This window comes from Streptomyces sp. PR69 (assembly GCF_026420845.1).
GTDB lineage: Bacteria > Actinomycetota > Actinomycetes > Streptomycetales > Streptomycetaceae > Streptomyces.
In genome coordinates this window covers 107,408-120,542 of sequence record NZ_JAOWCB010000002.1, presented here as the reverse complement: position 1 = coordinate 120,542, position 13,135 = coordinate 107,408, and the positions used below count along the sequence as shown (strand labels likewise).

The window sequence follows — 13,135 nt, the reverse complement described above, 5'->3', positions numbered from 1 at the left end:
ATTGTGATCGTGATGGTCGTTTTCGTTGCCATCGTGGTCTTCATGGTGTCGATGGCTGCCCGCGGACAGGGCGGAGGGGGACGCCGCCGCAGGGGCACGGGAGGCGGGGGCGCCAGCTGGTACGCGAGCGACGGGGGAGGCGGCCATCACCACGGCGGCGGCTCCTCGTGCGGCGGGGGAAGCTCTTCATGCGGGGGCGGAAGCTCCTCGTGCGGCGGCGGCGGGGGCGGCGGCGGAGGCGGCTGCGGCGGCGGAGGGAGCTGACGTACGCCACGCAACACCCTGCGCGGAGGCGGCTGACACGGGGCAGCCGCCTTCCGCGGCCATGCTGGCGGCCGGTTGGCGCATGGCGGGCTCAACAGCCGCCGTATGCCGGTGTGTTGATGATGTGCAGACCGTGCGACGGTCCAACGGCGGTCACTGTGACGGTCGTTCTGTCGACCTTCTCGACCATTTTCAGTTGAACAGATGAACTGTTGAGCCCCCAAGAGGATGGAAAGCTAATCAACTTGGGTAAAACCGCTGTGGGCATCCAGCAGTTCATGATTCAGTCACTGTCGGAACCTGATTGGAACCATCCAGCCCTCGGACCTGATGAAGGGGCCTGTGGGGATCCCCCTGTGCCCCGGCGGTGCAGAGGGAGGCGTTCCGTCTCTTCTTGATTCCTTCTTCCGGGACGCCCCCCGGTCCACGAGTCCACCCGCCAAAGCGTGTTTGCGGAGCCGACCCATGCTCACGACCCTCAAGACCGCCTATACCGACACCCGCGCCGACGACCTCGCCTGGGCGCTCGGTCGGGAGCCGCTGCCCGCCCTCGCGCTGCTCGATCTCGAACTGTCCGGCGCAAAACTCCAGTTGAGACTGCTCGGGGCGTCGCACCAGGTGCTGCTGGAAGAGGAGCGGGGCAGTTGCTCCGAGACCGTCGCGTGTATGCCAGGCAGCAGCACACCGCTGCCGCTCGGCGTGGCGAAGCGGCTCGGTGACTGGGAGTACGAGTTCGCGGCGCGCGTCGAGACACTGGGACAAGGGTCGTTCGCCGGACGTGCGCAGGAGCTGCTGGCGCTGGTCGCCGACCATCCACAGGGGCTCGCCGGAACCTTCCCCGGCTCGCCGTACGCGTTCACGGCGATGCTGGCGCAGCGCAGCGAGGGCCAGGTGCGGTGGCGGACCTGGCATGCGTACCCCCAGGAGGGGCGGCTCGTCGTCACCCGCACACGGGTCGGCGTCCGTATGCCCGCCGCCGCGCTCTAGCGCCGCGACAGGGTTTCTCCGGTTACACCTCCGACGGCTGAGATGCACCCGTGTGGGTGACCCGCCGTGCGTGGCCGGTGACGTAGCGTTTCGCCCGTGATCGACCAGCAGCCGACTTCACCGCCCCAGGGTGCGGTGCGGCTCCCCGTACGCCCCAGAGCGGGGCGCGGGCTGGTGCTCGCCGCCGTCTTCGTCTGCGCCGCCTGCGGACTGGTGTACGAGCTGGAGCTGGTCGCACTCGCCTCGTATCTCATCGGCGACTCCGTCACCCAGGCGTCCGTCGTGCTGTCCGTGATGGTCTTCGCGATGGGCGTCGGCTCCCTGCTCGCCAAACGGCTGCGCTGCCGCGCCGCCGTCGGCTTCGGGCTGCTGGAAGCGGCGCTCGCGCTGCTCGGCGGCTGCTCGGCGATGGTGCTGTACGCGTGCTTCGCCTGGATGGGCGAGCCCCGCGTCGCCCTCGTCGGCTTCTCCCTCGCCATCGGCGTGCTGATCGGCGCGGAGATACCGCTGCTGATGTCCCTGATCCAGCGGATCTCCCGGCGCGACGCGGAAGGCACCGTCGCCGATCTGTTCGCCGCGGACTACGTAGGGGCGCTCGTCGGCGGGCTGGCCTTCCCCTTCCTGCTGCTGCCATGGCTCGGCCAGCTCACCGGGGCGCTGCTCACCGGCGCCGTCAACGCCGTGGCGGGCGGGGGGCTGGTGCTCTGGCTGTTCCGCCGGGATCTGACCGCGCGGGCGCGCGCGGTGCTCCTCGTCGCCAACGTCGCCGTGCTCGCGGTGCTGGCGACCGCGACCGTCCTCGTCGACGACTTCGAGCGGGCCGCGCGGCGGGCCGTGTACGGCGACGACGTACGCGTCGCCGTGCTCACCGAGATGCAGGAGATCGTGCTGACCGGATCGCCGGACCGGCCGCCCGACCTCTTCCTCGACGGGCGGCTGCGGGTCAGCGGCCGTGACGAGCACCGCTACCACGAATCGCTGGTGCACCCCGCCATGCGGGGGCCGCGCGGGCGGGTGCTGATCCTCGGCGGCGGCGACGGGCTCGCCGCCCGTGAAGCGCTGCGCTATCCGGACGTAAAGGTCGTGACCGTCGTCGAGGCCGACCCCGGCGTCGTACGGCTGGCCCGCACCGATCCGGGGCTCGCGGAGCTGAACGGGCATGCGTACCGGGACCCGCGGGTGCGGGTGGAGATCGCGGACGCGTTCTCCTGGCTGCGGGCGGCGGGGCCCGCCCAGGCGGCGAGGGCTGCCGGGGCGGCGGGGGCGGCGGGGGCCGGGCAGCCGTACGACGTCGTCATCGCGGACCTGCCGAACCCGGGCATCACGGCGAGCGCCAAGCTGTACTCGCAGGAGTTCTACGGGCTCGCGGCGCGGGTGCTGAGCAAAGACGGGCGGCTCGTCGTACACGCGGGGCCGATGGCCGGGCGGCCGCGGACCTACTGGACGGTGGAGGCGTCCCTGCGGGCGGCGGGGTACGGGACCCGGCCCTACCGGGCCACGGGCCGGCTGGCGGGGTTCGCGGCGGGGCCGGACCGCTCGACGGACGAGTCCACCGCGCCGCACGACTGGGGTCTGCTGCTGGCGGAGGTGGGCCGGGCGCCCCGCCTGTCGCTTCCGGCGGACGCGCCGCGGCTGCGGTCCGTGACGCGCGCGGGTTTGGCGGCGGGGGCGCGGGAGGCGGAGGCGGCGAGGGTGTCGGGGCTGAGGGCGTCGACGCTGGTGCATCCGAGGTATGCGCCGTGAGGTGGGTGCGGGGGCTGTGGCCCCCGTGCCCCCGGGGCCGCGCGCGGTGGCCCTCGCGGGTGCGGGTCTCTTTCCCACCCTCCCGCCCTCTCGGGTGCGGGGGCTTCGCCCCGCGCACCCCCGGTGCGGTGCTGCGCGCCGTGCGGGTTTCCCGGGCGTGCCGGTCTCCGCGGGTGCGGGCCCTTTCCCGCCCACCCGCCCTGTGTGGGTGTGGGGGCTTCGCCCCGCACACCCCCTGGCGGCGCTGCGCGCCGTGGGGTTTCTCGCGGTGCGGCCACCTTGGTCAGGCGCGGGCCGTCCCGTGTCCTGGGCATGCTGGTCTCCGCTGGGCGCGGGCCTTTCGGGCCCTTGGGTGTGCCGGGCCCTTGCCGGGTGCGGGTTGCCTGCCCCTTGGGGTTCCTCGGGGCTCGGGCCCTTGTCCCGCCTCGGGTGGTCGGGGCCCCTCCGGGCTCACCTCCTCAAGGCCGGCGGCGTGGTCGGTCTTGTCGGGGTGGGCCGGGTTTTGCCGCCGGTCCTCTGCGGGGGCGACCCTGCACGGCCCCTCCGCCCCTGACGGGCACGGCCCCCCATCCCGCGCCTGGCGGGGTGCTGGAAACGGGCGGGAGGGAGGGACAAGCACCTGCCCGGGCCACAGGCGACCCGGGCGGATGGGCGGCCGCGCCCCGGAGAGCGCCCCGCGTCCCGCGCCGGACGGAGGAGCCGCACGGGCGGGTGGGTGGGAGAGGCACCTGCCCGGGCCACGGGCAACCCGGGCGGACGGGCACCCGCGCCCCCAGGGCACCCCGGCAGGGTGCTGGAAGGCGGGGCGCCTGCCCGGGCCCCGGGCGTGCCGCACGGGCGGGCAGCCGTGACCCCGGGGCACCCCGCCCCGCGCCCAGCGGAGTGCCAAAGGCAGAGGCACCCGCCCGGGCCCCGGGCAACCCGCACCGCACCCCCCGCCCCAAAGGCGCACACGGCGGAACCGCTGACGCGAGCCCGACCGCTGAGTAGGCTCATGGCATGGAGCATGAGGTGTTCGTTCCGGTTCCGGCAGAGGCTCTGCGGCAGGTGCTGCGCGACCCCGCGCGCGTCGCCCGATGCATTCCCGGGCTGCAGCAGGACGCCGATGAGACCGCAAGCCCCCTTTCCGGCCGTCTGAAGGTCCGCGCCGGCGGACACACGATCACGTACCGCGGAGTCCTGCGCATCGTCGAGCAGGGGGATGGCTTCGCCGTCGAGGGCGAAGGCGTCGAGGCGCGGGGCAGCGGCTCCGCGAAGGTGACGCTGACGGTCCGTCCGGAGCCGGCCGAGGAGGGCGTCACTCTCGCCGTCACCGGGGCCACCCGCGCGGAGGGCCGCCTCGCTGAACTCGCCGATGACGCGGTGGAGTCCGCCGCCCGACGCCTCCTCGACCGCATCGCCGACCGGCTCGCCACGGAGGCGGCGGAGCCCGCGGAGGTCTCGGACACCGCTGAGGCCGCCGACGCAACCCCGGAGGCGACCGAGCCCGCGGAGGCCACGCCCACCGTCTTCGACACACCCGTCCCGCCCCCCTCCCTCGACGAGGACGCTTTCGATGACCGCGGCGAAGGGCCGCCCGCCGCCGAAGCCGCCCACGCCCGTCGCACGATGATCGGCCGGAGTGCCGAAGAGGTCGACCACGCGCCGCCCCGCGGCCGCTACGCACCTGTGCCCGCGGCCGATGCCACCGCCTCTGGAGGAACGCTTCGCTGGCTCGCCCCGGCCGCCGCGCTCGCGCTCGCCTCCGCCGTCGTCGTCTCACGGGCGCTGCGCCGCCGGCGGTGACGTCGCCGCCCGGTGAGCGGCCGTCTGCGCCGCGAGCCGTCCGCTCCGCGAGCTGTCCGCTCCGCGAGCTGTCCGCGCCGCGCAGTCAGTAGTGTCGGAGGCGTGAGCAACGAAGAGAACGGCGTGCTGCTGGCCGCCGGGGACGTCGAGTTGACCGTGCGGCCGGACAACGGCTGCCGTATCGCCAGTCTTGTCATCGGCGGCGCCGAGCTGCTCCGCCAGGGCGAGAGATACGGGACCTTCCCCATGGTCCCCTGGTGCGGCCGGGTGGCGGACGGCCGGTTCCGCAATGGCGGCGTACTCCACCAGCTCCCGCTGAACTCCCCGCCGCACGCCATCCACGGCACCGGCCGCGACTCCGTCTGGCGCACCGCACGCGCCGGAAAGTCCGAGGCTTCCTTCACCTACGACCTGGCGGACCCCTGGCCGTACTCCGGCCGCGTCACCCAGACCGTCGAGCTGACCGAGCAGTCCCTGACGCTGGCCCTCGGCATCGAGACATACGACACCTCCTTCCCGGCCCAGGCGGGCTGGCACCCCTGGTTCCGGCGCAGGCTGGACGCCCAGGGCGAGGAGGCGCGGATCGACTTCACCCCCGCGTGGCAGGAGAAGCGCGGCAGCGACCAACTGCCGACCGGAGAGCGCATCGCACCTCTGCCCGGCCCCTGGGACGACTGCTTCGGCATGCCCGACGGTGTGGCGGTCACCCTCACCTGGCCGGGGCAGCTGGAGCTGACGGTCACCAGCCCCGCCCGCTGGGTCGTGATCTACGACGAGCAGGAGGAGGCGGTCTGCGTCGAGCCGCAGTCCGGTCCGCCGAACGGCCTCAACACCGACCCCCGGCTGGTCACCCCGCTGGAACCGCTGGAGCTCACCGCCACCTGGAGCTGGCGGCGCCTGTGAGGCGTCGCCCCGCAGCGGGGGCCGCTTAAGCTGGCCCGCATGAGTGATGTACGCGCTGACCTGCTCCAGCAGATCAAGGACAAGGCCGTGGTGCACGGCAAGGTGACCCTCTCCTCGGGTCTTGAGGCCGACTACTACGTGGACCTGCGCCGGATCACACTGGACGGCGCGGCCGCGCCGCTCGTCGGCCAGGTGATGCTGGATCTCACCGCCGGTCTGGACTTCGACTGCGTGGGCGGTCTCACGCTCGGCGCCGACCCGGTCGCCACCTCGATGCTGCACGCCTCCGCGGCCCGCGGACGCCGGCTCGACGCCTTCGTCGTACGCAAGGCGGCCAAGGCGCACGGCATGCAGCGCCAGGTCGAGGGCCCCGACATCACGGGCCGCCGCTGTCTGGTCGTCGAGGACACCTCCACCACGGGCGGCTCTCCGCTGACCGCCGTGGAGGCGGTGCGCGCCGCCGGCGGGGAGGTCGTCGCGGTGGCCACGATCGTGGACCGGGCGACCGGCGCGGGCGAGAAGATCAGCACTGCCGCGGGGGTGCCGTATCTGTACGCGTACGCGCTCGACGAGCTGGATCTTGCCTGATGAACCGGGTCTGACCTGGGCTGCCGCACGGGGCCGTGGTGTTTCACGTGAAACGCCACGGCCCCTGCGTCAATGGCCGGGACAGGCGGGGTGGAGCCTGCGTGAGAGTCTGCAAAGATAGGCCGCGACGATGACGTCGCCCACAGGTCAGGGCCAGCTCATATCGCACGTACCCGCACATCACAAGGAGCGGACAGATGCCCATCGCAACCCCCGAGGTCTACAACGAGATGCTCGACCGGGCGAAGGCAGGCAAGTTCGCCTACCCGGCCATCAATGTGACCTCGTCCCAGACCCTGCACGCGGCGCTGCGCGGCTTCGCAGAGGCCGAGAGCGACGGCATCATCCAGATTTCCACCGGCGGCGCCGAGTTCCTGGGCGGCCAGCACAGCAAGGACATGGTCACCGGCGCGGTGGCTCTGGCCGAGTTCGCGCACATCGTCGCCAAGAAGTACGACATCACCGTCGCGCTGCACACCGACCACTGCCCGAAGGACAAGCTGGACGGCTATGTCCGTCCGCTGCTCGACGTGTCCGCCGAGCGTGTGGCCCGCGGCGAGAACCCGCTCTTCCAGTCCCACATGTGGGACGGCTCCGCCGAGACCCTGGCCGACAACCTGGCCATCGGCCAGGAGCTGCTGGCGAAGGCCGCCGCCGCCAAGATCATCCTTGAGGTCGAGATCACCCCGACCGGCGGCGAGGAGGACGGCGTCAGCCACGAGATCAACGACGAGCTGTACACCACCGTCGACGACGCCATCCGCACCGCCGAGGCCCTCGGTCTGGGCGAGAAGGGCCGCTATCTGCTGGCCGCCTCCTTCGGCAATGTCCACGGCGTCTACAAGCCGGGCAATGTCGTGCTCCGCCCCGAGCTGCTCAAGGACCTCCAGGCGGGCGTCGCCGCGAAGTTCGGCAAGGCCGACCCGTTCGACTTCGTCTTCCACGGCGGCTCCGGCTCCACGGCCGAGGAGATCGCCACCGCGCTGGAGAACGGCGTGGTGAAGATGAACCTCGACACCGACACCCAGTACGCCTTCACCCGCCCCGTCGCGGACCATATGTTCAAGAACTACGACGGTGTGCTGAAGGTCGACGGCGAGGTCGGCTCCAAGAAGACCTACGACCCGCGCAGCTGGGGCAAGCTGGCCGAGGCCGGCATGGCCAAGCGTGTGGCCGAGGCCTGCGCCGCCCTGCGCTCCACCGGCACGAAGATCAAGTAAGCGTTGTCCGCCCGAGGGCCCGGCACCGATGGGATGGGTGCCGGGCCCTCGGCATGCCCTGGGGAGGGATACCGCATGGAGCACGACTTCGGCATGGAGCACGACTTCGGCTTCGACATCCCGGTGGACCGGCGCGGCACCTGGTCCGTCCAGTGGGACGGCGTCGCCGACCGCTTCGGAGCGGCCGGGCTGCTGCCGTTCACCATCTCCGACATGGACTTCGCCGCACCGCCCGCGGTGCTGGACGCCCTGCGCGAGCGGATCGCCCATGGCGTCTTCGGATACACGGACTGGCGGCTCGGCGGCTTCCGCGACGCCATCCGCCACTGGCATGCCACGCGCTATGGGACCGAGGCCGACCCGGAGCAGATCGTGTATGCCCCCTCCGTGCTCAGCCAGCTCTCCCAGCTGCTGCAGATGTGGACCGCGCCGGGCGACGGGGTGGTCGTCCACACCCCCACATACGACGGCTTCCGCAAGGCGGTCGACGGCCTCGGGCGTGAGCTGCTCGGGGCGCCCGTCGGGGACATGCGGCAGCTGGAGCGGCAGCTCGCCCGTCCGGAGGCGAAGGTGCTGATCCTCTGCTCCCCGCACAATCCGACGGGCCGGGTGTGGACGGAGCGCGAGCTGACCGAGACCGCGAAGCTGGCAGAGGCGTACGGAGTCGCGGTGATCAGCGACGAGATCCATGCGGACCTGGCGCACGAAGGGCACCGGCATCTCCCGTGGACGCGGTTCGCGGGCACGGGGGCGGGCGGGGGCGCGGGCGGAGGCCGGGGCGGGAGGTGGGCGCTGATCACATCCGGCTCGAAGGCGTTCAACTTCCCGGCGCTGAACGGCTCGTACGGCATCATCGCCGACCCGGAGGAACACGCGGCGTTCGTCCGCCGTATGGAGACCGGCGAGGGTCTCGCCTCGCCGTCCGTCCTCTCGCTCGCCGCCCATATCGCCGCGTACCGGGAGTCGGCGCCCTGGCTGGACGCGCTGCGCGGCTACGTCGCCGGCAATCTCGCGCTGGCCGCCGACCGGCTGAACGGGGCCTTCCCCGCGCTGGACTGGTCGCCGCCGCAGGCCGGGTATCTCGCCTGGATCGATCTGCGGCCGCTGGGCGTGGACGACGAGGCGCTCCAGCAGGAGCTGATCCAGCGGGAGCGGGTCGCGATCATGCGGGGTGCGGTGTACGGCTGCGAGGGCTTCGTACGCCTCAACCTCGGCTGCCCGCGGGCCAAGGCGGAGCGCGGGGTCGACGCTCTGGTGCGCGCCGTGCGCCGGCTGGCCGGGTGAGTCGGCCGCGGGGCATGATCCCGGTATGAGCGGTGCGCACGACGGTACGGACGGCGAGCCGGGTCCGGGGTCCGAGGCGGCCGGTCCTGGGGCCGGGCCGAGCGACGGCGACGCGTCGCCTGCCCGGCGTCCGGGTCCGGACGCCGGGGCCCACTGGCCGGACCCGCCCGCGCCGGGCGGGGGCGGTTATGAGGCCAGCCCCGGACTGGAGGCGGGCCGTACGGAGGCGGCGACCGGGCCGGAGGCCGACGCGGAGGCCGACGCGGAGGCCGATGCGGCGGCGGACCCGGCGGCGGACCCGGAGGCCGGGCCGGTGCCGGAGGGCGGGGCCGGGGGGCTCCGGCTGGCGTCGGCCGTCGGGCGCTGGGTGGTGCTCACGACCGTCCTCGGCTCCGCGATGGCGCTGCTGGACTCCACCGTCGTCACCGTCGCCCTGCCCCGCATCGGCGAGGACCTCGACGCCGACCTGGGCGCCCTCCAGTGGACCGTCAACGCCTATATGCTCACCCTCGCCTCGCTCATTCTGCTCGGCGGGGCGCTCGGTGACCGCTACGGACGGCGGAAGATCTTCGTCCTGGGGACGGTCTGGTTCGCCGTCGGCTCGCTGCTGTGCGGGCTGGCCCCGGACGAGTCGGTGCTCATCGCCGCCCGCGCCCTCCAGGGAATCGGGGGCGCGCTGCTGACGCCTGGCTCACTTGCGATCATCCAGGCGAGTTTCCACCCGGAGGACCGGGCGCGTGCCGTGGGGCTCTGGTCCGGCTTCGGCGGGGTGGGCGCGGCGGTCGGGCCGTTCGTGGGCGGCTGGCTGGTGGACGGGCCCGGCTGGCGCTGGGTGTTCCTGATCAATGTGCCGCTGGCGGCGCTGTGTGTGCCGGTGGCGCTCAGGCATGTGCCCGAGTCCCGCGACCCCCGGGCGCGCGGCCGTTTCGACGTCCTGGGCGCGGCGCTGGGGGCGCTGGCGCTTGGCCTGGTGACCTATGCGCTGATCGCGCCGGCGGTGTGGGCGGGAGCGGCGGGCGCCGCGGCGGGGGTGGCGTTCGTCCTTGTGGAGCGGCGGCGGCCGGAGCCGATGCTGCCGCCGTCGATTTTCGCGGTGCGGCAGTTCACCGTGGTCAACCTGGTGACGCTGTGCGTGTACGCGGCGTTCGGCGGGTTCTTCTTCCTGGCGGTGCTTCAGCTTCAGGTGGTGGCGGGGTACTCGGCGCTCGCGGCGGGCACCGCGCTGCTGCCCACCACGGTGCTGATGCTGCTGCTGTCCGCGAAGTCCGGCGAACTGGGCGACCGCATCGGGCCGCGCATCCCGCTGACCGTCGGCCCGCTGCTGTGCGCGACGGGGATGCTGCTGATGATGCGGGTGGGCGAGGACGCCTCGTACGCGGCCGATGTGCTGCCCGCGATGGCGGTGCTGGGCGCGGGGATGGTGACCCTGGTCGCGCCGCTGACCGCGACCGTGCTGGCGTCGGTCGACCCCGGACGGGCGGGCCTGGCCAGCGGCATCAACAACGCGGCGGCCCGCGCGGCGGGGCTTGTCGCGGTGGCCGCGCTGCCGCTGCTGGCGGGGATGGGCCCGGAGGCGTACCGCTCGGCGGCGGACTTCGGCGAGGCGTTCCGGCGGGCGATGCCGCTGCTCGCGGGGGTGCTGGCGGCGGGGGCGGCGATCGCGTGGTGGGCGGTGCGCCCGAAGGAGGCGGAGCTGGAGCGCTGCCACCCGGAGTGCCGTGTCAACTGCGGCGTCGCCGCGCCGCCCCTCGAACCCCCGGAGTCGGGCCGGGAGCCGTGACCCGGAAGCCCACGCTCCGGCGCGGTCGCGGTCGCGGTCGCGGTCGCGGTCGCCCGCCGACCGCCAGGCGTCATGGCGTCTCTCCCCGCGGAGGGCTGCCCGGCCCCGGCGGTGACCGGTGTGCAGGGCTGGGAGACTGGGGCCATGGCCATTCATGAGAATCTGCTCGGGGGCCCGCCCCCGACCCAGCTGCCCGACGACCCCGAGCCCCGCGAGCTCCTCGCCGGCGGCGCCGCACCGGCGGACGTCGCGGCGAAGTACCCCACCTCCTCGCTGGCCTGGGCGCAGCTCGCCGACGACGCGTTCGAGAACGGCCGGGTCGTCGAGTCGTACGCCTACGCCCGCACCGGCTACCACCGCGGCCTGGACGCGCTGCGCCGCAGCGGCTGGAAGGGCCACGGCCCCGTGCCGTGGGAGCACGAGCCGAACCGCGGCTTCCTGCGGGCCCTGCACGCACTGGCCCGCGCCGCGCAGGCGATCGGCGAGCAGGAGGAGTACGAGCGCTGCTCGACGTTCCTGCGCGACTCCTCCGAGACCGCGGCCGACACCCTGAGCTGACCCGCGGGCACGGCGCGCGGGCCGCAGCGGGGTCCGCGCGCCGAGCCCCGTACCCCCGTGCATCCGCCTGCGCGCGCCCGGCCGGTACGATCGAACGCGCTGCTGGAACACGCTGTCGAACAACACAGAAGCGCGCGGGGGGACTGTGCGCGACGGGGGATGAGGTCTGTCGTGGGCAAACGCGCTGCCCCTCGCCGAGGACGCTCCCGCGCCAGGACCCGCCGCCGTCCCCTCGCACCGACCGTGCCGACCGTGCTGTCCGGCGTCGCCCTCGCCGTGCTGTCCCTCGGAGGCGGGGCCGCCCTCGCCCACTGGCAGGGCACGGCCGGCACAGTGGGCGACGACGCTTCCCGTGCGGCGGCCCCGCAGGGCCCGCCCGGGGCGACCGCGTCCGCGGGGACCTCGCCGTCCGCGTCGTCCGGCAGCCCGGCCGCGTCCGGCCCGTCCGGCTACACGTCGGACCCGTCGGACCCGTCCGACCCGTCGAAGAGCCCGGACTCCCCGCCGCCCGCACACACGAGCAGCGAGCCGCCGCCCTCCGTACCCGACAAGGCGAAGGGCACCTTCACCACCGCGCGGTCGTCCGGCAGCCCCGCGGGCAAGGGCCCGCTGCGCCGCTACCGGGTGCTGGTCGAGGACGGTCTCGACCTCTCCGCCTCCCAGGCCGCCGCCGAGGTCGAGGCGATCCTCGCGCACCCCAGGGGCTGGGGCGCGAACGGCCGCGGCACTTTCCAGCTCGTCTCCGCGGGCGAGCCCGCCGACTTCGTCATAAAGATCGCCACCCCGGACACGGCCGACCGGCTCTGCCTCGCCGTGGGACTGGACACCGGCGGCGAGCTGAACTGCGAGACGGCCGAAGGCGTCGTGGTGAACCTCAAGCGCTGGCTGCTGGGCTCGCCGACGTTCTCCGGCACCCCCGCCGAGTACCGGCATCTGATCATCAACCATGAGGTCGGGCATGAGATCGGCATCCGGCAGCACCTGGGCTGCCCGGGTCCCCAAAAGCCCGCCCCGGTGATGATGCAGCAGATCAAGGGCCTCAACGGCTGTGTTTCCAACGCCTGGCCGTACGACGAGAATGGGACGTACATCACAGGCCCAACCGTCTGAGGACCCCGGCTTATGATGCCGGTGGGGACCGGGGCTCCCGTACCGGATCAGGAAGGAGCGGACCGCTACCCGGAGTGTCGAGGAGACAGCGATGTCACATGACGCCGCCCCGAATCTGGATTTCGCGGGCACCACTCCGTATGAGGACTACGTCCAGGCGGACGTCCTCACCCACCTCCAGCATCCCCGCTCGGAAGACCCCGGAGAGATGGTCTTCCTGGTCACCACCCAGGTGATGGAGCTGTGGTTCACGGTCATCGTCCATGAGTGGGAGACCGCGACGCGCGCCCTGCGCGAGGACCGGCTGCCCGTCGCGATGGACGCGCTCAAGCGGTCCATGCGGGAACTGGACGCGCTGAACGCCTCCTGGAGGCCGCTCGCCCAGCTGACGCCCGCTCAGTTCAACGCCTACCGCAGCGCCCTGGGCGAGGGCTCCGGCTTCCAGTCGGCCATGTACCGGCGTATGGAGTTCCTGCTCGGCGAGAAGTCGGCGTCGATGCTGGTGCCCCACCGGGGCGCGCCGCGCGTCCACGCCGAACTGGAGAAGGCCCTCCACGAGCCGAGCCTGTACGACGAGACCCTGCGGCTGCTCGCGCGGCGCGGGCTGCCCGTGCCGCAGGCCGTGCTGACCCGTGACGTGTCGCGGAAGTACGAGCCGTCGGCCGAGGTCGAGGCGGTCTGGGCGAGCCTGTACGAGGGCGACCAGCAGGGCGAACTCGTCCGGCTCGGCGAGGCGCTGACCGACGTCGGGGAACTGGTCTGGCGCTGGCGCAACGACCATCTCCTCGCCACCCGCCGCGCGATGGGCTCCAAGACCGGCACCGGCGGGTCCGCCGGCGTCGCCTGGCTGGAGAAGCGGGCCCAGAAGAACGTCTTCCCCGAGCTGTGGACGGCGCGCAGCCATGTCTGAAGC

Annotated in this window: 11 protein-coding genes; all 11 read left to right on the top strand. The window is 73.2% G+C overall.

From position 1 onward, the window contains the following. Positions 1-729 precede the first annotated feature (729 nt). The 11 genes from OF819_RS02270 (at position 730) to OF819_RS02220 (ending at position 13,132) form a co-directional block, all read left to right on the top strand. The gene (locus OF819_RS02270; RefSeq protein ID WP_267241576.1) at positions 730-1,251 is read left to right on the top strand and encodes a DUF2617 family protein; all 522 of its coding nucleotides are present in this window, start codon (positions 730-732) and stop codon (positions 1,249-1,251) included. Positions 1,252-1,347: 96 nt separating this feature from the next. Then, positions 1,348-2,994: a polyamine aminopropyltransferase gene (locus OF819_RS02265; protein WP_267241575.1), complete on the top strand. Its 1,647-nt coding sequence runs from the start codon at positions 1,348-1,350 to the stop codon at positions 2,992-2,994. Between the two features lie 999 nt (positions 2,995-3,993). After that, the gene (locus tag OF819_RS02260; RefSeq protein ID WP_267241574.1) at positions 3,994-4,779 is read left to right on the top strand and encodes an SRPBCC domain-containing protein; all 786 of its coding nucleotides are present in this window, start codon (positions 3,994-3,996) and stop codon (positions 4,777-4,779) included. A gap of 102 nt (positions 4,780-4,881) precedes the next feature. After that, positions 4,882-5,682 carry an aldose 1-epimerase gene (locus OF819_RS02255; RefSeq protein ID WP_267241573.1) on the top strand — a complete coding sequence of 267 codons (801 nt, stop codon included), beginning with the start codon at positions 4,882-4,884 and terminating at the stop codon, positions 5,680-5,682. 39 nt (positions 5,683-5,721) lie between these two features. Further along, a complete protein-coding gene (pyrE, locus tag OF819_RS02250; RefSeq protein ID WP_267241572.1) occupies positions 5,722-6,270 on the top strand; it encodes an orotate phosphoribosyltransferase in 549 nt (182 codons plus the stop codon). A 197-nt stretch (positions 6,271-6,467) separates the two neighbouring features. After that, positions 6,468-7,490: a class II fructose-bisphosphate aldolase gene (gene fbaA / locus OF819_RS02245; RefSeq protein ID WP_267241571.1), complete on the top strand. Its 1,023-nt coding sequence runs from the start codon at positions 6,468-6,470 to the stop codon at positions 7,488-7,490. A 75-nt stretch (positions 7,491-7,565) separates the two neighbouring features. Further along, complete coding sequence (locus OF819_RS02240; RefSeq protein ID WP_416370459.1) at positions 7,566-8,774, top strand: MalY/PatB family protein; 1,209 nt, start codon at positions 7,566-7,568, stop codon at positions 8,772-8,774. Positions 8,775-8,799: 25 nt separating this feature from the next. Further along, positions 8,800-10,554 (top strand): MFS transporter, encoded by a 1,755-nt coding sequence (locus tag OF819_RS02235; RefSeq protein WP_267241570.1) that lies wholly within the window; start codon positions 8,800-8,802, stop codon positions 10,552-10,554. 144 nt (positions 10,555-10,698) lie between these two features. Next, positions 10,699-11,112 (top strand): DUF3151 domain-containing protein, encoded by a 414-nt coding sequence (locus tag OF819_RS02230; protein WP_267241569.1) that lies wholly within the window; start codon positions 10,699-10,701, stop codon positions 11,110-11,112. A 171-nt stretch (positions 11,113-11,283) separates the two neighbouring features. Beyond that, on the top strand, positions 11,284-12,222 hold the full coding sequence (locus tag OF819_RS02225; protein WP_267241568.1) for a DUF3152 domain-containing protein: 939 nt from the start codon (positions 11,284-11,286) through the stop codon (positions 12,220-12,222). A 91-nt stretch (positions 12,223-12,313) separates the two neighbouring features. Beyond that, positions 12,314-13,132 carry a tryptophan 2,3-dioxygenase family protein gene (locus OF819_RS02220; protein WP_267241567.1) on the top strand — a complete coding sequence of 273 codons (819 nt, stop codon included), beginning with the start codon at positions 12,314-12,316 and terminating at the stop codon, positions 13,130-13,132. Positions 13,133-13,135 lie beyond the last annotated feature (3 nt).